This window comes from Paramicrobacterium fandaimingii (assembly GCF_011751745.2).
In the GTDB taxonomy this organism is placed as follows: Bacteria; Actinomycetota; Actinomycetes; order Actinomycetales; family Microbacteriaceae; genus Paramicrobacterium; species Paramicrobacterium fandaimingii.
Map to the genome: position 1 here is coordinate 1,324,337 of NZ_CP061170.1, position 24,403 is coordinate 1,348,739.

20 protein-coding genes are annotated in these 24,403 nt (G+C 61.5%); 12 read left to right on the top strand and 8 right to left on the bottom strand.

Going from position 1 to position 24,403, the window contains the following annotated elements; genetic code table 11:
• Positions 1-17: 17 nt before the first annotated feature.
• Positions 18-2,873 carry an aminomethyl-transferring glycine dehydrogenase gene (gcvP, locus tag HCR84_RS06450; RefSeq protein WP_244972602.1) on the top strand — a complete coding sequence of 952 codons (2,856 nt, stop codon included), beginning with the start codon at positions 18-20 and terminating at the stop codon, positions 2,871-2,873.
• A 60-nt stretch (positions 2,874-2,933) separates the two neighbouring features.
• Here gcvP and HCR84_RS06455 read toward each other — a convergent pair whose 3' ends face one another.
• From HCR84_RS06455 to HCR84_RS06465, 3 genes are all read right to left on the bottom strand, one after another.
• On the bottom strand, positions 2,934-4,547 hold the full coding sequence (locus tag HCR84_RS06455; RefSeq protein ID WP_166983304.1) for a monocarboxylic acid transporter: 1,614 nt from the start codon (positions 4,545-4,547) through the stop codon (positions 2,934-2,936).
• Positions 4,544-4,915, bottom strand: a complete 372-nt coding sequence (locus HCR84_RS06460) for a DUF485 domain-containing protein (RefSeq protein ID WP_166983305.1) — start codon at positions 4,913-4,915, stop codon at positions 4,544-4,546. The genes HCR84_RS06455 and HCR84_RS06460 overlap by 4 nt, the downstream gene beginning before the upstream one ends.
• Before the next feature lie 94 nt (positions 4,916-5,009).
• Positions 5,010-5,795, bottom strand: a complete 786-nt coding sequence (locus HCR84_RS06465) for a CPBP family intramembrane glutamic endopeptidase (protein ID WP_166983306.1) — start codon at positions 5,793-5,795, stop codon at positions 5,010-5,012.
• 65 nt (positions 5,796-5,860) lie between these two features.
• Between HCR84_RS06465 and HCR84_RS06470 the strand changes: the two genes are divergently transcribed.
• The 5 genes from HCR84_RS06470 to HCR84_RS06490 all read left to right on the top strand — a co-directional run bounded on the left by HCR84_RS06470 (position 5,861) and on the right by HCR84_RS06490 (position 13,189).
• Complete coding sequence (locus HCR84_RS06470) at positions 5,861-7,648, top strand: ABC transporter family substrate-binding protein (RefSeq protein ID WP_166983307.1); 1,788 nt, start codon at positions 5,861-5,863, stop codon at positions 7,646-7,648.
• Positions 7,649-7,884: 236 nt separating this feature from the next.
• Positions 7,885-9,495, top strand: a complete 1,611-nt coding sequence (locus tag HCR84_RS06475; protein WP_166983824.1) for a peptide ABC transporter substrate-binding protein — start codon at positions 7,885-7,887, stop codon at positions 9,493-9,495.
• Positions 9,496-9,619: 124 nt separating this feature from the next.
• Positions 9,620-10,546, top strand: a complete 927-nt coding sequence (locus tag HCR84_RS06480; RefSeq protein ID WP_166983308.1) for an ABC transporter permease — start codon at positions 9,620-9,622, stop codon at positions 10,544-10,546.
• Positions 10,539-11,477, top strand: coding sequence for an ABC transporter permease (locus HCR84_RS06485; RefSeq protein ID WP_166983309.1), 939 nt, complete (start codon positions 10,539-10,541; stop codon positions 11,475-11,477). The genes HCR84_RS06480 and HCR84_RS06485 overlap by 8 nt, the downstream gene beginning before the upstream one ends.
• Positions 11,474-13,189 (top strand): dipeptide ABC transporter ATP-binding protein, encoded by a 1,716-nt coding sequence (locus tag HCR84_RS06490; protein ID WP_166983310.1) that lies wholly within the window; start codon positions 11,474-11,476, stop codon positions 13,187-13,189. The genes HCR84_RS06485 and HCR84_RS06490 overlap by 4 nt, the downstream gene beginning before the upstream one ends.
• Positions 13,190-13,196: 7 nt before the next feature.
• Here HCR84_RS06490 and HCR84_RS06495 read toward each other — a convergent pair whose 3' ends face one another.
• The 5 genes from HCR84_RS06495 to HCR84_RS06515 form a co-directional block, all read right to left on the bottom strand.
• Positions 13,197-13,715, bottom strand: coding sequence for a PH domain-containing protein (locus HCR84_RS06495; protein WP_166983311.1), 519 nt, complete (start codon positions 13,713-13,715; stop codon positions 13,197-13,199).
• Between the two features lie 112 nt (positions 13,716-13,827).
• Positions 13,828-15,543 (bottom strand): ABC transporter family substrate-binding protein, encoded by a 1,716-nt coding sequence (locus HCR84_RS06500; protein WP_166983312.1) that lies wholly within the window; start codon positions 15,541-15,543, stop codon positions 13,828-13,830.
• A 109-nt stretch (positions 15,544-15,652) separates the two neighbouring features.
• Positions 15,653-17,713, bottom strand: coding sequence for a dipeptide ABC transporter ATP-binding protein (locus tag HCR84_RS06505; protein WP_166983313.1), 2,061 nt, complete (start codon positions 17,711-17,713; stop codon positions 15,653-15,655).
• On the bottom strand, positions 17,710-18,630 hold the full coding sequence (locus HCR84_RS06510) for an ABC transporter permease (protein WP_166983314.1): 921 nt from the start codon (positions 18,628-18,630) through the stop codon (positions 17,710-17,712). Before HCR84_RS06510 ends, HCR84_RS06505 begins: the two co-directional genes overlap by 4 nt.
• A 1-nt stretch (position 18,631) precedes the next feature.
• On the bottom strand, positions 18,632-19,615 hold the full coding sequence (locus HCR84_RS06515) for an ABC transporter permease (protein WP_166983315.1): 984 nt from the start codon (positions 19,613-19,615) through the stop codon (positions 18,632-18,634).
• Between the two features lie 508 nt (positions 19,616-20,123).
• Between HCR84_RS06515 and typA the strand changes: the two genes are divergently transcribed.
• Genes typA through fdxA form a run of 6 tightly spaced genes read left to right on the top strand, consistent with a single transcriptional unit; the run spans position 20,124 to position 24,403 of the window.
• Entirely contained in the window at positions 20,124-22,031 is a 1,908-nt protein-coding gene (typA, locus tag HCR84_RS06520) for a translational GTPase TypA (RefSeq protein ID WP_166983316.1), read from the top strand.
• Positions 22,032-22,085: 54 nt separating this feature from the next.
• Positions 22,086-22,526, top strand: a complete 441-nt coding sequence (locus HCR84_RS06525; protein WP_166983317.1) for a hypothetical protein — start codon at positions 22,086-22,088, stop codon at positions 22,524-22,526.
• Between the two features lies 1 nt (position 22,527).
• Positions 22,528-23,232 (top strand): AzlC family ABC transporter permease, encoded by a 705-nt coding sequence (locus HCR84_RS06530; protein ID WP_166983318.1) that lies wholly within the window; start codon positions 22,528-22,530, stop codon positions 23,230-23,232.
• Positions 23,229-23,540 carry an AzlD domain-containing protein gene (locus HCR84_RS06535; RefSeq protein WP_166983319.1) on the top strand — a complete coding sequence of 104 codons (312 nt, stop codon included), beginning with the start codon at positions 23,229-23,231 and terminating at the stop codon, positions 23,538-23,540. The genes HCR84_RS06530 and HCR84_RS06535 overlap by 4 nt, the downstream gene beginning before the upstream one ends.
• 45 nt (positions 23,541-23,585) lie before the next feature.
• Entirely contained in the window at positions 23,586-24,044 is a 459-nt protein-coding gene (locus HCR84_RS06540; protein ID WP_235940809.1) for a DUF6113 family protein, read from the top strand.
• Positions 24,045-24,079: 35 nt separating this feature from the next.
• A complete protein-coding gene (gene fdxA, locus HCR84_RS06545) occupies positions 24,080-24,403 on the top strand; it encodes a ferredoxin (RefSeq protein ID WP_166983320.1) in 324 nt (107 codons plus the stop codon).

A 24,403-nucleotide genomic window follows, 5' to 3' on the forward strand; every position in this document is an offset into this window, starting at 1 on the left:
ACGCGGCACGCCAGCAGATGCTCTCGACGCTCGGCTTTCGGAGCATCGACGATCTCGTCAGCTCGGCGATTCCGCCGGGCATTCGCGTTGACGAGAGTCTCGAGAGCCTGATTCCGGATGCCGCGAGCGAACGTGAAGCGCTCGCCGAACTGCGGGCGCTCGCCGCCCAGAACACGGTGCGCACGAGCCTCATCGGGCAGGGCTACTACGACACGATCACGCCGGCGGTCATCACCCGCAACGTGCTCGAGAATCCGTCGTGGTACACCGCCTACACGCCGTACCAACCGGAGATCTCACAGGGACGCCTCGAGGCTCTGATCAACTTTCAGACGATGGTCTCCGACCTCACGGGGCTCGACACAGCGAATGCGTCGATGCTCGATGAGGGAACGGCGGTCGTCGAGGGGATGCTGCTCGCTCGGCGCGCCTCCAAGGCAAAGTCGAACGTGTTCGTTGCCGATGCTGATGCCTTTCCGCAGACGCTCGCGCTTCTCGAAGCCCGCGCCGCAGCCGTCGGCATCGAGCTCGTCATCGCCGACCTTCGTGGCGGAGCAGAGCTCCCCGAGCATTTCGGCGTGTTCGTGCAATACCCGGCGGCGTCCGGAGAGCTCTGGAACCCGGCATCCATCATCGAGGCGAGCCACGAGCAGAAGGGCATCGCTGTCGTCGCGGCCGACCTGCTCGCTCTCGCCCTCGTCGCCTCGCCGGGCGAGCATGGTGCAGACGTCGCCGTCGGCACGACGCAGCGCTTTGGTGTTCCGATGGGCTTCGGCGGCCCGCACGCCGGCTACATGGCTGTGCGCAAGGGCCTCGAGCGCCAACTCCCTGGCCGCCTCGTCGGCGTGAGCAAAGATGCCACGGGGCAACCCGGCTACCGACTGAGCCTGCAGACTCGCGAGCAGCACATTCGCCGTGAGAAGGCGACGTCGAACATCTGCACGGCGCAGGTGCTTCTCGCCGTAATGGCGGCGATGTACGCGGTGTACCACGGGCCGCAGGGCATACGCTCGATCGCGCAGTCCGTGCACGCGAAAACGGTGATGGCCCAGCGCGTTCTGCTCGAGCACGGCGTTCGCGTGACGACGAAGCAGTACTTCGATTCGCTCTCCGTCGCCGTCACAGACGCCGATGCCGTTCTCGCGCGGGCTGCCGCGGCTGGGCTGCTGCTGTACAAAGTCGACGAGCAGACGGTGCGCTTCAGCTTCGACGAGGCGAGCGCGCAGGACTCCGACGTCACCGCGCGTCTCGTTGAGGCATTCGCCGAAGAACACGGCGACCCGCTTCCGGTTCCAGAACAGAGGGCGGTCATGCCTCTCGGGGGTGACCGCGGAGCACGGGCGTATGCACCGCTGGGATTGCGACAGTACCCCGAGACTCTCGCGCGAACGAGCGAGTACCTGACGCATCCGGTCTTCAACACGCATCATTCCGAGACGGCGATGATGCGCTATCTGAAGAGGCTCGCAGATAAAGACTACGCACTTGACCGCGGCATGATCCCGCTGGGCAGCTGCACGATGAAGCTCAACGCGGCGACAGAGATGGATGCTGTCACGTGGCCGGAGTTCGCGGGGCTTCACCCGTTTGCGCCCGCAGCAGACGTGGCAGGAACACTCGAGCTCATCGCGCAGCTCGAGACGTGGCTCGCCGACGTTACTGGGTACGACACCGTGTCGTTGCAGCCCAACGCGGGAAGCCAGGGAGAACTTGCCGGCCTTCTCGCGATCCGTGGCTACCACCGCGCGAACGGCGACGATCAGCGCACCGTGTGTCTCATTCCCTCGAGCGCACACGGCACAAATGCGGCATCCGCCGTTCTGGCTGGCATGAAGGTGGTTGTCGTCGCCTGTGACGACAACGGCAACGTCGAGCTTGCCGACCTGCGCGCAAAGATCGAAGCGCATGCCGACCAGCTCGCTGCCCTCATGATCACGTATCCCTCAACGCACGGCGTGTACGAGCACGACGTCGTTCGCATCACCGAGGCCGTGCACGATGCGGGCGGACAGGTGTACATCGATGGCGCCAACCTCAACGCCTTGCTCGGCTATGCGCGCTTTGGCGACTTCGGGGGAGACGTCTCGCACCTCAACCTGCACAAGACGTTCTGCATTCCGCACGGAGGCGGGGGCCCCGGAGTCGGCCCCGTCGCGGCGAAGTCGCACTTGGCGCCGTACCTCCCCGGGCATCCGATGGCGCAGACAAACATTCACTCGGGCCTCACCCACGATGGCGGCCCGGTCTCGGCAGCGCCGTTCGGCAGCCCGAGCATTCTGCCGATTACGTGGGCGTACATTCGCATGATGGGAGCTGAAGGTCTCGCCCGCGCCACACGTGCGGCCGTGCTGAGCGCCAACTACATCGCCGCTCGGTTGCGCGATCACTTCCCCGTTCTGTACACCGGAGACAACGGGCTTGTCGCCCACGAGTGCATTCTCGACCTGCGGCCGCTCACCAAGCAGACGGGCATCTCAGTCGATGACGTGGCAAAGCGGCTCATCGACTACGGCTTCCATGCGCCGACAATGTCGTTCCCTGTGCCGGGCACGCTCATGGTCGAGCCGACGGAGAGCGAAGACATTGCGGAGCTCGATCGATTCGTCGATGCGATGATCGGAATCAAGGCCGAGGCGGATGCTGTCGGAGCGGGCGAGTACCCGGCAGACGACAACGTGCTTGTCGGCGCCCCGCACACGGCTGAGTCGATTGCGACGTCGGAGTGGACGCATCCGTATTCACGGGAGCAGGCCGTGTACCCCGTGCGCGCGCTCGTGCACGCGAAGTACTGGCCGCCCGTGCGCCGCATAGACCAGGCATACGGCGACCGCAACCTCATGTGCGAGTGCCCGCCCATCGAGGCGTTCGCCTGACCTGACAGCGAGCGCGGGTCCGAAACATCGTTTCAGACCCGCACTCGCTCGTGACGCGCGTCAGTGCTCGACAGCCTTCTCCGAACCGTGTCCGGTCAGAGAGCGCACCTCCATCTCTGCGGCGATCCGCGGGTCTTCTGGCTTCGTCGTCGTGATCGTGCCGAGCCAGCCGAGCGCAAAGCCCAGCGGAATCGAGATGATTCCCGGGTTCTGCAACGGGAAGATCGCGAAGTTCGCGTCGGCGAACACCGACGTCTCCGTTCCCGAGAAAACCGGCGAGAGCACAATGAGCAGTAGCGCGGAACCGAGGCCACCGTACATACTCCACAGCGCGCCCCGCGTCGTGAATCGCTTCCAGAACAGCGAGTAGAGAATCGTCGGCAGGTTGGCGCTTGCGGCAATCGCAAATGCAAGCGCAACGAGGAACGCGATGTTCTGGCCCTGCACGCCGATGCCGCCGATGATCGCCAGAAGGCCGATCACGACAACTGTGACCCGAGCAACCTTGACTTCTTTGCCCTGCGACGTCTTTCCGCGTTTGATGACGTTTGTGTAGATGTCGTGTGCGAATGACGTGGCAGCCGTGATCGTCAGTCCGGCCACAACGGCGAGAATCGTCGCGAAGGCGACGGCGGCGATGATTCCGAGCAGCCACGCGCCGCCCAGCTCGAACGCCAGCATCGGTGCAGCCGAATTCACACCACCCGGGGCGGCAAGAATGCGGTCAGCGCCGACGAGCGCCACGGCGCCGTAACCCAAAACGAGCGTGAACAGGTAGAAGAGCCCGATGAGCCAGATCGCCCACACGACGCTCCGGCGTGCTTCCTTTGCCGTGGGAACGGTGTAGAAGCGCATGAGCACGTGGGGGAGTCCCGCCGTGCCCAGCACGAGAGCGAGCGCAAGCGAGATGAAGTCGAGCTTCGACGAGTCTGTTGCACCGTACTTCATGCCCGGCTCGAGAATTTCGGGGCCCGCAACGGCCGCCGCGTTGCCGAGAAGCTCCGAGAGGTTAAACCCATTGAGGGCGAGAACCCACACGGTCATCACGGCAGCTCCGGCGATCAGCAGCGCGCCCTTGATGATCTGCACCCAGGTTGTTCCCTTCATACCGCCGATGAGCACGTACAGGATCATGAGGGTGCCGACAACGGCGATCACGATCGACTGCCCGATTTCTTCATGGATGCCGAGAAGTAGAGAGACGAGTCCGCCTGCCCCCGCCATCTGTGCGAGCAGGTAGAACAGGCACACAGCAAGTGTCGACAGCGCTGCGGCCATGCGCACGGGACGCTGCCTGAGTCGGAAGCTCAGCACGTCGGCCATCGTGAACTTGCCGGTATTGCGCAGCAGCTCCGCAACGAGCAGCAGCGCGACGAGCCAGGCGACGAGAAAGCCGATTGAATACAAGAATCCGTCGTAGCCATTCACAGCGATAGCGCCGCAGATGCCGAGGAACGAGGCAGCAGACAGGTAATCGCCCGCGATCGCTGTTCCGTTCTGGCCACCGGAGAAAGACCTGCCGCCCGCGTAGTAGTCCGCCGCTGTCTTGTTATTGCGGCTTGCGCGCAGCACGACGATAAGCGTGATGACGACGAAGGCGGCGAAGATGCCGATGTTGAGGAGCGGTTCGCCGATCGATTCGTGTTCGGCGGCCGCGATGATCATCTCGTTCATGAATCGACCTCCACCTGAGCTGCACGTTCGCGTTCTTCAAGATCTTCTCTGATGGACGTTGCACGTGGGTCGAGCTTGCGATTGGCATAGCTCACGTACCACATGGTGATGCCGAATGTCGTCACGAACTGAGCAAGCCCGAGAATGACTCCCAGGTTGATGTTGCCGATAACGGGGGTCGACATGACGTCGTGCGCATAGTCGGCGAGCAGCACATAGGCGAAGTACCAGACGAGAAATGCGACAGCGAGTGGAAATGCGAAGCTGCGATGCGTTTTTCGCAGTTCACGGAATTGTTCGGAGTTCTGAACGGCCGGGTAATCGATCGAAGCCTGCGCATCGCGAGGCGGGTCGGTTGCTGGAACCATGATCCTCCTTGATCATGTGCGCCCCTCTCGGGCGGCACAACATTCCAGGCACACTACCTGACCCCCCGTTCGAGGGGAAGGCCTGATTTCGAAACTAGGCGGTGCCGAAGATTCCGGGCATGAGCACGACCGCGAGAGGATACCCGAGAAACGACACGATATCGAGAAGCAGGTGCGCCACGACCAGCGGAGCGACGCGTCCGAAGCGTGTGTACATCCACCCGAACAGCAGGCCCATCGCGACGTTTCCGAGGAACGGGCCGAACCCCTGGTACAGGTGGTAGCTGCCGCGCAGCACGGCGGCCGAGATGATAATCACCCACCGATTCCAGCCAAACTGGCGCAGCCGCGTGAACAGGTACCCGACAACGATGACCTCTTCGAGCAGAGCGGCGCGCAACGCCGAGAGAATCAGCACGGGGATGCTCCACCAGTAGTCGCCGAGTCCCGACGTACTGACATCGACGGTGATCCCGAGCATGCGTCCGACGACATAGAAGGCGATCCCTGGCACGCCGATCGCTGCAAACAGCAGCATCCCTCTCCCGATGTCTTGACCTGGCCTCGTTCGATCAAGTCCCACGCGGGCGAAAGCCGACTCTCGGGGGACCCAGAGCAGATAGAGAACGAGCGCGACAGGAGCGAGACCGAAAGCGATTCCGAGCAGCTGATACGTCAGATCGATCCACGGCTGCGGACTTTGCGAGGGGTTGAGCCCGGCTGACTGATCGGCAAGTGCGGTCTCGGCGAGCACTCGGCGAACAATCGTGAGAACAGAATAGACGGCGGATGCTCCGAGAGAGAGCGCGAGGACAATGCCGATCTCCCACCACAGCTGTGTTCGTGTCTGCCGGGGGATCGCGGGCGCAGAATCGGTCATTGAGGTAAGGGTCCATCCAGGGTTGTGGCCTGGCGTCAGTGTAGCGTTTTCGTCGGGGAGGACGAATGCGACAGGCACGAAAGATCATCGCCGGCGGTGCGCTCATTGCGGGAGTTCTCGGCTTGGCTGGCTGTGCTCAGACGGGGCCGGATGCTGAGTCGTCCGTTGCGATCGGAACCAGCGATCGCTTCACGTCGTACAACACGACAACGCCGTCTGGTTCAGCATCCGGAAATGCCGACATCACGGCGCTGACGCTGTCAAACTTCACAGCGTATGACGAGAGTCTCGAGGTTGCGCCCGACACATCATTCGGCACGGTGGAAAAGATCGCCGACGATCCCCTCGTGGTGCGCTATACAGTGAGCGACACGGCAACCTGGTCTGATGGAACGCCTGTTGACGCTGCTGATCTGCTGCTTGATTGGGCTGCTCATTCGGGAGCATTGAACACCGAAGATTTTGACCCGGCAGACTATCGGGCCGCAACCTCTGAGGGCGGCGCGGCCGAGCTGCCCGATGACGTCGTCTTCTTCGACTCAGGAGCGCGGCCAGACTCTGGCCTCGGACTCGCCTCAGAGATGCCGCAGCTGAGCGATGACGGCCGCTCCATGACGCTCACGTACTCGCAGCCGGTGGCCGACTGGCGAATCGCCCTGCCGCCGCCGCTGCCCGCTCACGTCGTCGGGCAGAAAGCCCTCGGGGTGGAGTCGTCAGAGGAAGCCGCGCACGCAGTCATCGATGCCGTGACACACAAGGATTCCGAGGCGCTCTCGAAGATCTCCTCGTTCTGGAACACCGGGTTCGCTCTCGATAACGTCGACTCGCCACAAAGCACCTACGTGTCGAGCGGACCCTATGTGATCGACGAGATCGACCCGGTCGAGGGCGTCACGCTGTCGGCAAATCCCGAGTACGACGGGGCGCACGCGCCGTCGATCGCGACAGTACACCTGCGATATCTCGATGATCCGGCCGCGCAGGTGACGGCACTGGAGAACGGTGATGTCGATGTGATCGCGCCGCAGGCCACTCCGGCCGTTGCTGAACAGCTCGCCGCACTCGACGATAAGAAGACGTTCACGGGTCTTGTCGCCAGCTTCGAACACATCGATCTGCAGTTCGGTGCCTCGGCCAACGGAACATTCGACGATCCGCTCGTGCGCGAAGCGTTTCTGAAGACCGTTCCTCGGCAGGCGATCGTCGAGAAGCTCATCAAGCCGATTGTCGGGTCTGGGGCCCACACCCGCGACTCCTTCGTCTTCACGCCGGGAACGCCGGGGTACGACGAATCAGCGTCCGACGCGGCGTTCTCATCCGTTGATATTGCCGGCGCGAAGGCCCTGCTCGAGAAGGCGGGCGCCGTCGAGCCCGAGGTGTGTGTTCTGTATGCCGCAAACAACCCGCGACGAGCAGCCGAGTTCGACCTGATTGCAGAATCTGCGGCCAAAGCCGGGTTCTCGATCACCGACTGCGGCACCGATCAGTGGCGTCAGCTCCTCGGCGTTCCTGGCAAGTATGACGCGGCGATCTTCGCGTGGGAATCCTCAAGCCTCGGCGCCGTCGATTCCGAGAGCAGATACGCGACTAAGGCACGGAACAATCTCAACGGCTATTCAAGCGAGACCGTTGACGCGCTGTTCCGCGACATGAGTGAGACTGCGGATGCTGGCGAGCGCAGTGAGCTGCTCGCCGACGTCGACTCCGAGCTGCGCGCTGACTTCTACGGAGCCCCGCTCTATCAGTTTCCGTCAATCACGGCGTTTGATCCCGATCACGTCACCGGCGTCACCCCTCGTGTCATCGCACCGACGCTCACATGGAACCTTTGGGAGTGGCGTTCGTTCGAGTAAGTCCGGCGCCTTCACGAATCATCTTCGTAGAATGATGTGAAGCTCGCAGTAATCGTGCATAGCCCACAAGATTCTTTCAAATTTATTAACTCGGGGTAACATTCCCGACGGTGCGCGTTGTGCGTGCCTGTCGGCAGCGCCTAGTGTCGTGATATTACTTTGCGGCAGTGTGGCCAAAATGGCGCTGCGGCAATTCACCTTGCACAGGAGGAACAGTGAGAAATACGACGTCGCGGATGCGACGCCTGCTCACCGCAACAGCGGTGGCAAGCGTTGCAGCTCTCGCGCTCGCCGGCTGCTCAAACGGCGGCGGCAGCGAGGGCGGTGGATCGAGCGATGACGCTGCGATCATCACCACGAATGGAAATGAGCCGCAGAATCCGCTCATTCCCACAAACACCAACGAAGTTGGCGGGGGCAAGATCCTCGATTCCATCTTCGCCGGTCTGATCTACTACGACGCTGATGGCAAAGAGCACAACGAAGTAGCCAAATCTATCGAGAGCGACGACGCCACGGTCTGGGACATCCAGCTCAATGAGGGCTGGAAGTTTACGAACGGCGAAGAGGTCACAGCCAAGTCATTCGTCGACGCCTGGAACTACGGCGCGCTTCTCAGCAATGAACAGCTTTCGTCGTACTTCTTCGAAGATATCGAGGGCTTCAGCTGGGATGAAGACAGCGAACTCACCGGTCTCAAGATCATTGACGACTACCACTTCACCGTGACACTGAAACACCCGGCATCAGACTTCGGTCAGCGCCTCGGCTACTCGGCGTTCTACCCGCTTCCGTCTGTCGCTTTTGAAGACATGAAGGCATTTGGCGAGAACCCCATCGGCAATGGCGTGTACAAGCTCGCCGGGGAGGATGCCTGGGAGCACGACGTCAAGATCGACCTGGTCACGAACGAGGACTACAAGGGCGATCGTGAGGCGAAGAACGGTGGACTGACCATCAAGTTCTACGCCAACCAGGACGCCGCGTACTCCGACCTGCTGGCCGACCAGCTCGACGTGCTCGATCAGATTCCTGACTCGGCGTTCGGCTCGTACGAGAGCGACCTCGGCGACCGTGCTGTTAACCAGCCTTCTGCGCTGTTCCAGTCGTTCACGATCGGAAACTACATTGAGCACTTCGACGGCGAAGAGGGAAACCTCCGTCGCAAAGCACTCTCGATGGCGATCAACCGAGACGAGATCACTGACGTGATCTTCCAGGGCACCCGTACACCGGCCAGTGACTTCACCTCACCGGTGATCGACGGCTGGAGCGACGACCTCGAGGGCGCTGACGTCCTCACGTACAACGAAGAGAAGGCGAAGGATCTCTGGGCGCAGGCCGACGAGATCAGCCCGTGGGAAGGCACGTTCCAGATCGGCTACAACGCCGACGGAGGCCACCAGGCATGGGTCGACGCAGTGTGCAACAGTATCTCGAACGTTCTCGGCATCAAGGCATCGGGTGACGCTTACCCGACGTTCGCCGAGCTTCGCGAGAAGGTGACGAATCGCACAATCACCACGGCGACACGCAGCGGTTGGCAGGCGGATTACCCCGGTCTGTACAACTTCCTCGGGCCGTTGTATGCGACGGGTGCCGGCTCCAACGACGGTGACTACTCAAGCGAGAAGTTCGACTCGTTGATTCAGGAGGGCATCAGCGCCACCGATCCCGAGGTCGCCAACCAGAAGTTCCAGGAGGCACAGGAAGTGCTTCTGCAGGATCTTCCGGCGATCCCGCTCTGGTACCAGAACGTCGTCGGCGGTTACTCGACTCTCGTCGACAACGTCGAGTTTGGCTGGAACTCGGTACCGCTGTACTACCAGATCACAAAGAAGGCCTAACCAGCCTGACGATGCGTGGGGTGGTGCAGCATGGCTGCATCACCCCACCTTCGAGCCCGACCCTCTCTCTTTCGAAATGGCACCACTTCTATGAGCCCACAACGAACGGCACGGTGAGCGCTACATGCTCAGATATATCCTGCTTCGAATTCTGCAGGCAGTGCCCGTCTTCTTCGGAACGACCTTCCTCATCTACTTCATGGTCTTCGCTATGCCCGGAGATCCGATTCTGGCAATGTTCGGCGACAAGACCCCGAACCCAGCACTTCTCGAATCGCTGAAAGCCCAGTACAACCTCGATAAGCCCTTCATCGTTCAGTATCTTCTGTACATCGGTGATATTTTCCAGGGCAACTTCGGCATCAGCTATTCGGGCCGCGAGGTCTCTGCGATCCTCGTCAAGACGTTCCCCGTCACACTCAAGCTTGCCGTCATGGCGGTTGTCCTTGAGCTGATCCTTTCCATTTCGATCGGATTGTTCAGCGGCATCCGCAAGGGCAAATTCTTCGACAACGCGATGCTGATCCTCAGCCTTGTTCTGATGTCGCTGCCCATCTTCGTCATTGCGTTTCTCGCGCAGTTCTTCGTTGCAATCCAGTGGGGCTGGGCAAGCCCGACGGTCGGCGGAGACACCTCATGGTTGAACATGCTTCTGCCCGCGATTGTTCTTGCGTTGAGCCTGTACGCCACGAGCATGCGTCTCATGCGCGGCTCCACCGTTGAGACCCTGGGAAACGACTTCGTGCGCACCGCGTATTCGAAAGGGTTGAGCCGGCGCCGTGTCATTCCCGTACACGTTCTGCGAAATTCGCTGATCCCGGTTGTCACCAACTCGGCGACAAACTTCGGCATCCTCATCGTTGGTGCCACAGTGACCGAGGGAATCTTCAACGTTCCCGGTGTCGGAAACACGCTCTTTCAGGCGATCGTGCGCGGAGAACGGCCGACAGTCGTGTCGTTCGTCACCGTTCTGGTGATTGTGTATGTGCTTCTCAATATTCTCGTAGACCTGCTCTACGCCGTGCTCGACCCCAGGATTCGCTATGTCTAAGCAAATACCGCACTTCGTCGCACCCGTCGACAAGACCCCGATCGCTGAGGTGGACTCCGTCACGCTCGGAGAAAAGCCGGGCAGCATGTGGCGAGACGCCTGGCGCTCGATGCGCCGGCGCCCGCTGTTCTACGCATCGGCTATCATCGCGCTCGTATTCATTGTGATGGCCTTTTTCCCCACGCTCTTCACGCCGGTCTCACCGACGCAGGGGTGCACGCTCGCGAACAGCAATGCCGGCCCGAGTGGCGATCACATTCTCGGCTTCACACGTCAAGGATGCGACATCTGGGCTCGGATCGTCTGGGGAGCACAGACCTCCCTCGCAGTGGGGATCATCTCAACGCTGCTCGGTAGCATCCTCGGGGTTCTCTTTGGCATCTTCGCCGGGTTCTACGGCGGATGGCTCGATTCTGTACTGTCGCGCGTCGGAGACATCTTCTTCTCGATTCCCTACATCCTCGCGGCGGTCGTCGTCATGTCGGTGCTCTCTGATTACCGAAACGTGTGGACGATCTCTCTGGCGATCGGTGGCTTCGCCTGGGCATCCGTCGCTCGTATTTTGCGTTCCGAAGTGCTTCGCGTTAAGAACCAGGATTACGTGATGGCGGCGATCTCGCTGGGCCGTACGCGGTTCACAACGATGATGTCGCATGTGCTGCCCAACTCGCTCATGCCCGTCATCGTCGTGACGACCCTCAACTTGGGTCTCGCGATGGTGGGTGAAGCGACGCTGTCATTCCTTGGCGTCGGTATGGACTCGTCAGTGATGTCATGGGGCAACGACATCAGCGACGCTCAGACGACGCTGCGCACAGCGCCCATGGCGTTGATCTACCCGTCGATTGCCCTCACCGTCGCCGTTCTGGCATTCATCATGCTGGGCGAAGTTCTGCGCGACGCCCTCGACCCGAAAGCGAGGACGCGATGAACGCCTCAGAACCACTGCTGAGCATCCGCAATCTGACCATGGGATTCTCGACGCAGCACGGCTTCGCAGAAGCTCTTCACGGCGTTTCGTTCGACGTCATGCCCGGTGAGACCGTCGCGATTGTCGGCGAGTCCGGATCTGGCAAGTCAACGACGGCGCACGGCATCATCAACCTGCTGCCCGACAACGGGAAGATCACGGGTGGCGAGGTGCTCTTTGAGGGACGAGATCTCTCGAAGCTGTCGAAAAACCAGATCGAGCACGTTCGCGGGCGTGAAATCGGCTTCATTCCGCAAGATCCCATGTCGAACCTCAACCCCGTGTGGTCGATCGGTTTTCAGGTGAAGGAGGCGATTCGAGCCAATGGCGTAGCGTCGTCACGGCGGGATGTCGAGAAGCAGGCAATCGAGGTGCTGAAGCAGGCGGGCCTCGATGATGCCGAGCGCCGCCTCAAACAGTTTCCTCACCAGTTCTCCGGAGGAATGCGCCAGCGTGTTCTCATCGGCATGGGACTGTCGGCACGCCCGAAGCTGCTCATTGCGGACGAGCCGACATCCGCACTCGACGTGACGGTGCAGCGGGTGATTCTCGACAACCTTGCCGAATTGACGATGCTGAATAACACCGCGGTGCTGTTCATCACACACGACCTCGGTCTGGCTGCCGAGCGCGCAGAGAAGCTCATCGTGATGTACAAGGGAAATATCGTTGAAGCGGGTGACAGCCGAGAGATTCTTCAAGACCCGCAGCATCCGTACACGCAGCGACTTGTCGCTGCGGCCCCGAGCCTTGCCTCACACCGCATTCAGGCCGCCGTCGAGCACAAGAGCACGGACGAACTCGGAGGCGAGTTCGATCTCGCCCACACGGCGGAGGAGCGCGCTGACCAGGTGGATTCAGCCACGGCGCGGGATCAGACACCGGTTATCGAGGTGGCAAACCTGACGAAGATGTTCAAAATTCGGCGCGGCAACTTCCGCTCCGAAAACTTCGTGGCCGTGAACAACGTCAACTTCACCGTCGCAAAGGGCACGACGACCGCTTTGGTAGGGGAGTCGGGCTCGGGGAAATCGACGATCGCGAAGATGGCTCTTGGTTTGGAAAGCATCACGAGCGGCAGCATCTCGATTGAGGGCTCCGACCTTGCGTCGATGAAGCGCTCGGGCCTGATGGCGCTGCGACGTCGGATGCAGCCCGTCTTTCAAGACCCGTATGGCTCGCTCGACCCGATGCGAAACATCGGAGACATCATCGGGGAGCCCCTTCGGGTTCACAAGGTGGGGAGCGCTGCCGAGCGCAGTGCACGCGTGCACGAGCTGCTCGACCAGGTGGCGCTGCCGCAGGCGCTCATCAACCGTTACCCGAACGAGCTTTCCGGGGGTCAGCGTCAGCGCATCGCGATCGCCCGTGCGCTTGCGCTCAAGCCCGACATTGTCGTGCTCGATGAGGCGGTGTCTGCCCTGGACGTGCTTGTACAGGCGCAGATTCTGCAGCTGCTCGCCGAGCTGCAGTCGGAACTGGGTCTCACGTACCTCTTCATCACCCACGATCTTGCCGTGGTGCGCGTGATCGCTGACAACGTGGTTGTCATGCAGAAGGGTGAGATTGTCGAGACCGGAACGACGGACGACGTGTTCGGAAACCCACGCGAGCAGTACACAAAGAACCTGCTCGACGCGATTCCCGGAGCGAATATTCCGCTCGCGGTGTGAGCGAAGCCTAGAGCACGATCGTCGCGATAATCGCGGCGACGACGGCGACCCCGACAATGGAGATTCCCCGCACGTGTACGCGGCGGGTGGCCTTCGCTTCGGGGTCGCTGTGTCCTTCCCAGTCTCGACGAATCGCTTCGATCTCGTCGCCCAAGTCTGTGGCGTGCACCGACCGCATGCCCATGGGGCGGCTGGGCACGGAGAACAGCGTGATGACCTTCCCGTCCGTTGTCTCAACGAGCAGGAGGCGCCGCGTGCGAACCGTGTCGACCTTGCTCCACGGGATCACCCAGGTCGTGAGTGGCCCAACACAGGTGAGTCCCTCCTGGTCTGCTGTGAGGCGTGGAAGGGCGAGGAAGAGCGACAGGGGAGCGACGATGGCGGCCGACCAGAGTGCGGTGATCACGGCAATGCCCCAGAACCCACGTACCGCTGCGTCAATTGTGAGAAACGCTGCGAGGAGCGCGACGATGATGACGAGGCCGATACTGAACGATGAACGGTAGGTGATGGAGCGCTGCGGCATCCATCCAGGGTATCGCGCGCCCCCGGGGGAGCTGACAACGAAAGGTCAGCTGACAACGAAAGCGGGGCCGGTGGATCATCCACCGGCCCCGCCGTCGTTGTGCGAGAAGTGCTTACTTCTCCCAACCCACGTTCTCAACGGGTGTGACGCCGAAGAGGTCGAGACCCACGTAGGGCTCAGGGGTCAGGTTGGCAAGACCTTCCGTGACAGCCATGATTGTCGGACCGTTGTACAGCGGGAAGATTCCCCAGGTCTGCTTCATGATCTCCGACTCCATTTCCATGGCCTTCACCGTGTTCTTCTCAGAATCGGTGATCGACTCGAGGTCCTCATGGATCTTGGTGTCGATCTCCTCAGTGCCGGTAGCTGAGAGGTTCAGGCCGCTGTCCGAGCAGTACATCTGGCAGAACCAGGCTGCACCGAACGGGTCAGAGGACGTGAAGCGCAGCGACATGATGTCCCAGTTCTTCGATGTGTAATCACTCGAGAAGTCCTGAGGCGAACGCACGTCGATGTTTACCTTGAAGCCGATCTCCTTCATCATCTGCTGCAGTGACTGCGCGCCGGCCTTCAAGGTCGGGTCGTCGCCAAAGATCGGGTAGGTAACCTCAAGCTTCACGCCGTCCTTCTCGCGCACGCCGTCGTCGTTCAGAGCCCAGCCAGCCTCGTCGAGGATCTTGTTTGCCTCGTCGGGGTTGTACTCCCAACCCGCGTCAACGACGGAGTTGGTGAAGTGCGGCTGGAACGAATACAGAATGAACGAGCCACCCGGATCCTCGGTGTAATCGAGGCCGTTCCAGGCAATCTTCATCTGCTGCTTGACATTGAGACCCATGTAGAAGGCCTTGCGAACCTCGAGGTCCTTGAACTGCGGCTTCTCTGAGTCAACCTCAAGGAGCGTGTTTGCCGTCTGCTGCGCACGGTGGATGGTGATGCCGTCCATGTCCGAGACCTGCTCAAGACGGTCCTTTGTAGCCACGCCAACCTGGTCGATCTCACCGTTCTTGAAAGCGTTGATCGAGGCAGAATCGTCAAGACCGCGGAACGTTACCTTGTCGAGCATGGGCTCGTTGCCCCACCACTTGTCGTTCGGAACGAACGAGACGATCTGGCCCTTGGAATCGAACTCGTCGATCTTGTACGGGCCGGCACCCCACTCAGCGTGCGGTTCTTCGATGAATCCCTCGTTGAAGATTTCCGGGGTGTTCACGTTCGGGTTCACGATGCCGGTGAGGAAGACCATCTGGGGCCAGGCAAACTCGCCGTCGAATGTCACGACGACGTCTTTCTCACTGTCGCCTTGCTCAACCGATTTGATCTCCTTGTAACCATCCGTCGCGTTGGGGGTGTAGCCCTCATCGTACGAACGGTTGGCGATCCAGGTCTGCTCGAAGGCAGTCCAGTCGATCGGGGATCCATCGTTCCAGACAGCATCTTCATTGATTGTGCCGTTGATGACGGTGTTTCCGCCGTCTTCGCCGATCTCCCACGAATCAAGATATGCGGGATTCGGCGTGGGTGTGCCGTCTGGATCCATCAGGAAGACCTGCGGTGTGTACCACGAGGCGAGCCTCGTGGTATCTGCGCTCGCGTCGCCGTGGAAGGGGTTCATTTGGGGCGTGATTTCGTCGATCGCGAAGGTGACGTCCCCACCCTTCTTCAGGTTCTCTCGCGGCTGCGGGTTGTAATCCGCCTGCGATACCTCTGTCTTCTTTTCTTTATCACCGGAGTTGTCTCCACCGGTGTCGCCCGACGCACAACCGCTCATGACGAGTGCGAGGGCGCCGCTGACAGCAACAATGCTCATCAGCTTCTGGTGCCTTTTCATGGTGCTCCTTTGTTGCCTTTCGGCTCTTTCAGGGTTGAAAGCAGACTATATCCAGTTAGGGGTCATAAACTGCGGACCCTGCTGGATTCAGCAAACTGTTTCGCAACCGTTATCGCCAGTGGCAGGCGTTGACGTGCACGCCTTCGTTTCCCGTGAGTTGCGGCTCTTCGGTCTCGCAGCGTCGTTGTCCCTCGGGTGTGAGCGTCTGGTAGAGGGGACACCGCGAGACAAAGGCACACCCTTCGCGCCACTCCGTGGGGCTCGGGAGGTCTCCCTCGAGAACAATGCGCTCGCGCGTGCGCTCGATGTCGGGGTCGGGTACCGGAATCGCCGAGAGCAGTGCTTGGGTGTACGGATGCTGCGGATCGTCGAACACGCTGTCGACATCGCCGTGCTCGACAAACGCGCCGAGGTACATGACGGCAACGCGATCGGCGATATGCCGAACGACGGACAGGTCGTGAGCGACGAAGAGATACGACAGACCGAGTTTGACCTTGAGCTCGTCGAGGAGGTTGATGACACCGGCCTGGATCGAGACATCGAGTGCCGATACCGGTTCGTCGAGCACCACAATCTGCGGATTCGTCGCGAGGGCCCTCGCGATGCCGATGCGCTGACGCTGCCCACCGGAGAACGCGGAGGGGAAGCGTGTGCTGTGCGTCGGGTCAAGACCGACGAGATCCATGAGCTCGTCGACCCGGGCATCCGCTTCGGTGCGAGAACGACCGATGGCGCGCAGTGGCTCGGCGATCACGTCGGCGACGGTCATGCGCGGGTCCAGGGCCCCCATGGGGTCTTGGAACACGATCTGAATGTTGCGTCGCAGCTCCCGTTCTTGGCGACCACCGTGAAGCTCAGAGACCTTCTGCCCGCCGATGGTGATCTCGCCATTCGACTGCTTGACCATCTCCATGATCTGCAGAAGCGTCGTGGTCTTGCCGCAACCGGACTCGCCGACGATCGCCATCGTCTCGCCCTTGCGAATATCGAAGGAGATGCCGCGTACGGCGTGCACGTCGCCGACGCGACGCTTCAGGAACGCCCCCTTGAGCAGCGGGAACGTCTTTGTCAGATTGTCGACTTCGAGGGTGATGTCGCGCTTTTCGCGAGGAATGCGCTCCAGTGCGCTCTCGGGAATGGGCGGCGCCGGGTAGACAAGCTCGCCGTCGATCATGCCGTCGTCATCGATTTCATCGGCACGGATGCAGGCGACCTTGTGGCGATCTTCTGCGTCTGTGTTGGCTGGCCGCAGCGGCGGCTCGCCGTGCACGCACGCGTCGATGGCGATCGGACAGCGCGGGGCAAACGGGCACGCATCGGGGAGATTCACCAACAGCGGCGGGTTTCCCTTGATGGGAATGAGGGGCTGCTTCTCTGCCTTGTCGACGCGGGGAATTGCGCCGAGAAGGCCGATTGAATACGGCATCCGTGTGCGGTGGAACAGCTCGCCGACTGGCGCTTGCTCAACGGGCTTTCCCGCATACATGACGAGCACGTCATCTGCGGTCTTCGCGACAACACCCATGTCGTGCGTGATCATGACGACGGCGGCACCTGTCTCACGCTGAGCCGTGCCGATGAGGTCGAGAATCTGCGCCTGGATTGTGACGTCGAGTGCCGTTGTCGGCTCGTCGGCGATGATCAGCTTCGGGTCGTTCGCGATCGCCATCGCAATGACGACGCGTTGGCGCATGCCGCCGGAGAACTCGTGAGGGAACGACTTCATCCGGCGCTCGGGAGTTGGGATTCCCACGAGTTTGAGCAGCTCGATTCCGCGCTCCCATGCCTCTTTCTGCGACTTCTTCTGGTGCGTCACAAGCGCCTCGACGATCTGGTCGCCGACGGTAAACACCGGCGTGAGTGCCGCGAGCGGGTCTTGGAAGATCATGGCGATGTCATTGCCGCGAATCTCGGACATTTGCTTGTCGGTCTTGCCGAGCAACTGCTGTCCGTCGAACTCGACAGAACCCGTGACCTTCGCGTTTTCGTCGAGGAGTCCCATGATCGACATCGATGTGACGGACTTTCCCGATCCGGACTCACCGACGATGCCGAGCGTTCGCCCGGGTTCGAGGTCGAAGGTGACACCGCGCACCGCATTGACGGTGCCGGCCTCTGAGGCGAAGCTGACGTTGAGATCACGAACTGAGAGAAGCGGGGCGGTCATGCTTGTCCTCCTGCCGCAGAGGTGGGATCGAGTGCGTCGCGAAGACCATCGGCAACGAGCGCCATGGAGACGGTCAGGAGCGTGAGCGCTCCCGCGGGGAAATAGAACAGCCACGGTGCGCTCGAGATTGTGTTCGCGCCGTAGCCGATGAGTGAACCGAGTGAGACGTCAGGAATCTTCACGCCGAATCCAAGAAACGACAGCCCGGTCTCGGCCATCACCGCGGTGACGACACCGAGTGCGAAATTGATCACGAGCAGCGAACCGATGTTGGGGATCAGGTGCCGCATCACGATCTTCATTCCGGGAACGCCCATGTAGCGGGCGGCGTTCACGTACTCGCTTTCGCGAAGAGGCAGCGCCATCGTCCAGATCACACGGGCGGGGAAGAACCACCCAGTGAAGATGAGGATGAGTGTAATAACCCGCCAGTCACCGCCGGCGTCGTTGGAGATAAGAGCGAGAATCAGGAACGTCGGGATCACCATGAGGAAGTGGATGACAAGCAGGATGCCGCGCTCGATGAACCCGCCGAAGTAGGCGGCTGCGGTACCGACGATGGCCGACAGAACTGTGGTTCCCACAGATACCGAGACAGCGATCATCAAGGAGCGCTGCAGACCGATAGCGACCTGTGCGAACGTGTCATTTCCCGCGCTCGTCGTGCCGAACCAGTGCTCAGCAGACGGTCCTGTGCTCAGGTTGAGGAAGTCGAGTTCGATGTGATCGTACTTCGCGATGAAGGGGGCGATGACGGCGAACAGCACAAGCAGAACGAAAATGACGATGCCGCCGACGGCGGGCTTATTGCGCATGAAGCGACGCGTGTAGAGGCTCCACAATGACATGCGCTTGCGCGGAATGCGCGATGCTGTTGTTTCGGGGCCGACGGGCGGTTGAATCTGATCGAGAGACATGTCAGCTCACCCTCACTCTCGGGTCGAGGACGACAATGGCGATATCTGAGAGGATCGCTCCGATTGCCGTCAATAGCGCGCCGAACGCCGCAACGGCAACGACACCGTGAACGTCGTTTTTAGAGATTGTGTCAAGGAAGTACCGGCCCATGCCGTTCCAACCGAAGATGCGCTCGGTGAGGATCGCGCCCGTGAAGATCGCGGGAATTGTGAACGCGACCTGAGTCGCGACGGGAATGAGCGAGGTGCGTAGCGCGTGCTTGCGAATTGCCTTCTGCTTCGTCAGGCCTTTGGCGCGCGCCGTGCGCACATAATCCGCATTGATGTTGTCGAGCAACAGAGTGCGCTGGAGCAAGTGGTATTGGGCGTAACCGACGAGAACGAGAGCAAGAGTGGGAAGCGTCAAATGTTGGAGGGTATCGAGGATCACGGGAAAGAAGCCCGTGACGTCTTGACCATGGGAACCCGTGACAAAGAAAACGCGAGCGCCGACGAGATCGTTGAAGCCGATGGCGAGAAGCACAATTCCCAGCGCGGCAACAACGATGTTGATGTTCATCGTGACGACCGATGTCGCCTGCCCCACACGGTCGGCCAGCTTGTATTGGCGAGACGCCGTGTACACACCGAGAGCGATGCCGAGGATCGTTGTGAGGATTGTCGCGCCGAGCACCAGCTCGGCGCTGATCCACATGCGATACGCGACCTGCTCGTTCACCGACTCGCCGACGGCGCTGACGCCCCAGTCCCAGCGGAAGAGAATGCCGCTGAACCAGTCCCACCAACGCTGAACCAGAGGGACGGTGTCGCTCAAGTTGCGCGGTGCGAGAAGCTGGGTGACTTCGTCGTGAGTCAGTGGCGGGCGACGGCCGACGTAATTGCTCCGTGGGTCGAGGAATGCCCACGCAAGAAAATACGTGACATTTGTCGCTACCACGATCATCAGCAGCCAGCCCACGAATCGGCGGAGCAGGTACTTGATCAAGTTGGTGTTCTTTCTCTCTAACAGACGCCTGATTCGGCGACCGACACAACACTGGGTCGAACTGTTATTCACTCTCTCGGAATGCTCACGAATGAGCAACCCGAGATCCCTGTCGTGTATGGCGAGGCACACTACGCACGTGAGTCGATGTGCGTAGGGAGCCGCTTCGACCTCGACACATTATCATCGAATCCGTGGCTGATTCGTATCGTCGTCTGTCGCGTCGTCGTGAGCTATGAGGCCCGTGTGCGCAAGCTTCACGGGGAACGAACACCTCGTGAGTGCGAGGTGGCGAACCTGCTGAGCATCGGGTCCAGCGGCCGGCGAGTGTCAGCGATGTTCAGTCTCCGCGAAGCTGAGGGAGTAGAATAGGACGTCGGGTCGTTATGACCCGCCGAATTTCCCACCCGCGCCCGCCGGTGCAGGCACCCGCCCGCCGGATCAGATGCCGACGCACACCGCGTCGCCACGCGCACAAACCGCACACACTGCAGGACAGGACACAGCCATGGCACTCGCCACGCGTGAAACCCTCCGGAACGTCGCCATCGTCGCGCACGTCGACCACGGCAAGACAACACTCGTTGACGCCATGCTGCGCCAGACCGATTCGTTCTCGGCCCACGAACACGTCGAGGACCGGGCGATGGATTCGAACGAGCTCGAGCGCGAGAAGGGCATCACGATTCTCGCGAAGAACACGGCGATCTCCTACAACGGCGAGCACGCGGTTCACGGCCCCGTGACGATCAACGTGATCGACACCCCGGGGCACGCGGACTTCGGCGGCGAAGTCGAGCGTGGAATCTCCATGGTCGACGGCGTTGTGCTGCTCGTTGACGCGAGCGAGGGGCCCCTGCCGCAGACCCGTTTTGTGCTGAGAAAGGCACTCGAGGCGAAGCTTCCTGTCATTCTTCTTGTGAACAAGACAGACAGAGGCGACGCGCGAATCGATGACGTCGTCGCCGAGAGCCAAGACCTCCTTCTCGGGCTCGCGAGCGACATCGCCGATGACGTTCCCGATCTCGACATCGATGCGATCCTCGACGTTCCCGTCGTCTATGCATCGGGCAAGGCCGGCCGTGCCTCGCTCACAAAGCCGGTAGACGGCACGCTTCCCGACAGCGAGAACCTCGAGCCGCTCTTCGAAGCGATTCTCGAGCACATTCCCGCGCCGACGTACGACGACCAGCACCCGCTGCAGGCGCACGTCACAAACCTCGACGCATCGCCGTTCCTCGGCCGTCTCGCCCTGTTGCGCATCTTCCAAGGCACCATCACGAAGGGTCAGACTGTCGCCTGGGCAAAGCGGGATGGCACCGTGTCGAACGTGCGCATCACCGAGCTGCTCATGACAAAGGCACTCGACCGTTACCCGGCCGAGAAGGCAGGCCCCGGCGACATCGTCGCCGTCGCCGGTTTCCCCGACATCATGATCGGCGAGACGCTGTGCGACCCAGACGACGTTCGACCGCGCCCGACGATCCACATCGACGACCCGGCGATCTCGATGACCGTCGGCACCAACACGTCGCCGCTCATGGGCAAGATCAAGGGGCACAAGCTCACGGCCCGCATGGTGAAGGACCGCCTTGACCGTGAGCTGGTCGGCAACGTCTCGCTCAAGGTTCTCGACATCGGACGCCCCGATGCGTGGGAGGTGCAGGGACGAGGTGAACTCGCCCTCGCGATCCTCGTCGAGCAGATGCGCCGTGAAGGCTACGAGCTCACAGTGGGCAAACCTCAGGTGGTCACGAAGACCATCGACGGCAAAGTGCATGAGCCGTACGAAGAGCTCACGATCGATTCGCCCGAGGAACACCTCGGCGCGATCACTCAGCTGCTCGCCGCTCGCAAGGGACGCATGGAGAGCATGACGAACCATGGAACCGGATGGATTCGCATGGAGTTCGTCATTCCCAGCCGTGGCCTCATCGGCTTCCGCTCGGAGTTCATGACGACGACGCGCGGAACAGGCATCGCCAACACGCTCTCGCACGGGTACGCAGAATGGGCCGGGCACATCGCCACGCGCAACAACGGCTCGATCGTCGCCGACCGCACGGGCGTCGTCACACCATTTGCGATCATCAACCTCCAGGAGCGCATGACGTTCTTCGTCAGCCCCACCGAGGAAGTGTATGAGGGCATGGTCATCGGCGAGAACTCGCGAGCCGACGACATGGACGTCAACATCACGAAGGAAAAGAAGCTGACGAACATGCGGCAGTCGACGGCCGACAACTTCGAATCGATGACGCCGTCACGTCGGCTCTCGCTTGAGGAGTGCCTCGAGTTCGCCCGCGAGGACGAGTGCGTTGAGGTCACCCCGCACGCTGTGCGCATTCGCAAGGTGATTCTCGGCGCCAATGAGCGTGGACGTGCCACGGCACGATTGAAGCGTCAGGACGCCTGAGCGTCTTCTGACGTTTTCGGGTTCGACTCAGCATCCGGCGGTTACCCTGGGTTCGTGAGTCTTCGTCGTCGCGCGTGCGTTGCCCTGATCGCTGTTGGCGTTCTGTTCACTCCTGTGCTCAGTGGGTGCAGCTTTGTCGAGCAGACAGTGAACCAGACGGTTCAGGATGCTGTTCGCGAGGCGACAGGCGGCGACGTCGAATTGACGGAAGGCGTGCCCGACGGGTTCCCGACGGACGGCGTGCCGTTGATCGACGGCTCGATCCGCGGTGCAACGCAAACCGATGGCTCTGACACTCATTGGGTGGTGCTTGTCAGCGGAGATGTGTCTGCAGATGAGGCAAAGAAGAAGCTCACGGATGCTGGATTCAGCGTTGACGGGGAAGCGTCGACGGCAAAGCTCGGCAGCGTCATGACGATGTCGAACGACGATTACGATGTCACCGTTGTCAGCGCTTCAGAGAGTGTGCTGTACACGGTGACGTCGCGAGGCTGAGATGTCGAACGATCGTGCTTCAGCGCAGCAGTCTGCGCTCAGGCAAGGGCTCGCCGTCGGTGCAGCCACCGCAGCATACGGGGTCTCATTCGGTGCCCTCGCCGTCGCCTCCGGTCTCGACATCTGGCAGACCTGCGTTCTCAGTCTTCTGATGTTCACGGGCGGATCGCAATTCGCCCTCGTCGGTGTGCTCGCCTCTGGTGGCGCGTCTGCGGGCGGCGCTGCCATCGCGAGTGCAGCCCTTCTCGGCGTTCGCAATACCGCGTACGGCATGCGCATGAAGCCGGTTGTCGGCGGCGGCCCTCTGAAGAACGTTGCCGCCGCATGGCTCACGATTGACGAGTCCACCGCCGTCTCGCTCGCTCAGACGGATGCCGCCTCGCGCCGGACCGGTTTCTGGGTGACGGGGATCGCCGTCTTCGTCGGCTGGAAACTCACAACCCTGATCGGTGCCCTCATCGGCGACGTGCTCGGCGACACTCGCGCATACGGCCTCGATGCCGCAGCGGCCGCGGCGTTTCTTGCGCTGCTCTGGCCCCGTCTCACGCGTCTTCAGCCCGTCGCCGTCGCCTGTGGCTCGGCGATCGTCGCCGCTTCGCTGACTCCCGTGCTCGCGCCGGGGCTCCCGGTGATCCTCGCGGCCGTGGTCGCCGTGATCGTCGGGGTCTTCAACTGGTTCTCCCACGCCAGGGGAGCCGAGTCATGACCCTCTGGCACATTGTGCTCGCCGCATCCATCGTCTGTGCGGCGCTCAAACTCGCGGGCTACGCGATTCCGCCGCGCCTGCTCGAGAAGCCCATCGTCTCGCGCGTGGCCGATCTGACGACGGTGGCCATGCTGTCGGCGCTCATCGTGGTGCAGGCGCTGGGAAATGCCCAGTCCATCGTCATCGATGCGCGGCTTCCCGCCGTCGGCGTCGCGGCGCTGCTGCTTGTTCTGCGGGCGCCGTTTCTCGTCGTCGTCGTGGCGGCGGCGGTCGTCGCATCGCTGCTGCGCCTCGCGGGAATGCCCTGAGAGCATCGACCAGGTGCACACAGCTTGTCCCGATACGATTTGAGCGTGAGCACTGCACCGGAACTGCCTGACCTGCACATCGACGAGCGGGACGACGTCGTCGATGATGGAGAGCCAAGCACCACTTCTCGCATCGTCACAGCGGTGATCACGCTTGTGCTCGGAGCCGTGTACGGAACCGTGGGAACCGTTGCTCATACGCTCACAGTGACTCCCTTCGGCATCCTCATTCCCTATGGACTCATACTGGGCCTGATCGGCACGCTTGCGCTGCTTGTTGGGCTTCGGCTCGTGATCGCTGAGAGGCTCCCGTCCGTCGCCGCCGGCATCGGGCTCGTCGGAACCGTCGCCTTGTTCTCGTTCTCGAGCCCTGGCGGCTCCATCCTGATCTCGCAGGGACTTCCCGGGCTGATCTGGCTCTTCGGTGTTCCGCTGATCGCAGCCGTCGTGCTCGCCTGGCCCCGCGTGCCGCAGCGGAGCCTTGTTGCAGAGCGCTCAGCGTAGACTGGGGAAACCCAGCGAGAAGGAGTTCAAGCACAGTGACATATGTCATCGCTCTTCCGTGCGTCGACGTCAAAGATCGCGCGTGCGTCGACGAATGCCCTGTCGATTGCATCTACGAGGGCGACCGGATGCTCTACATCCACCCAGACGAATGCGTCGACTGCGGCGCCTGCGAGCCCGTATGCCCCGTTGAGGCGATCTACTACGAAGACGACCTTCCCGATGAGTGGGCCGACTACTACAAGGCAAACGTCGAGTTCTTCGACGAGATCGGTTCGCCGGGCGGAGCAGCGAAGGTCGGCGTGATCCACCACGATCACCCCGTGATCGCCGCTCTTCCTCCCCAGACCGCCGACTGA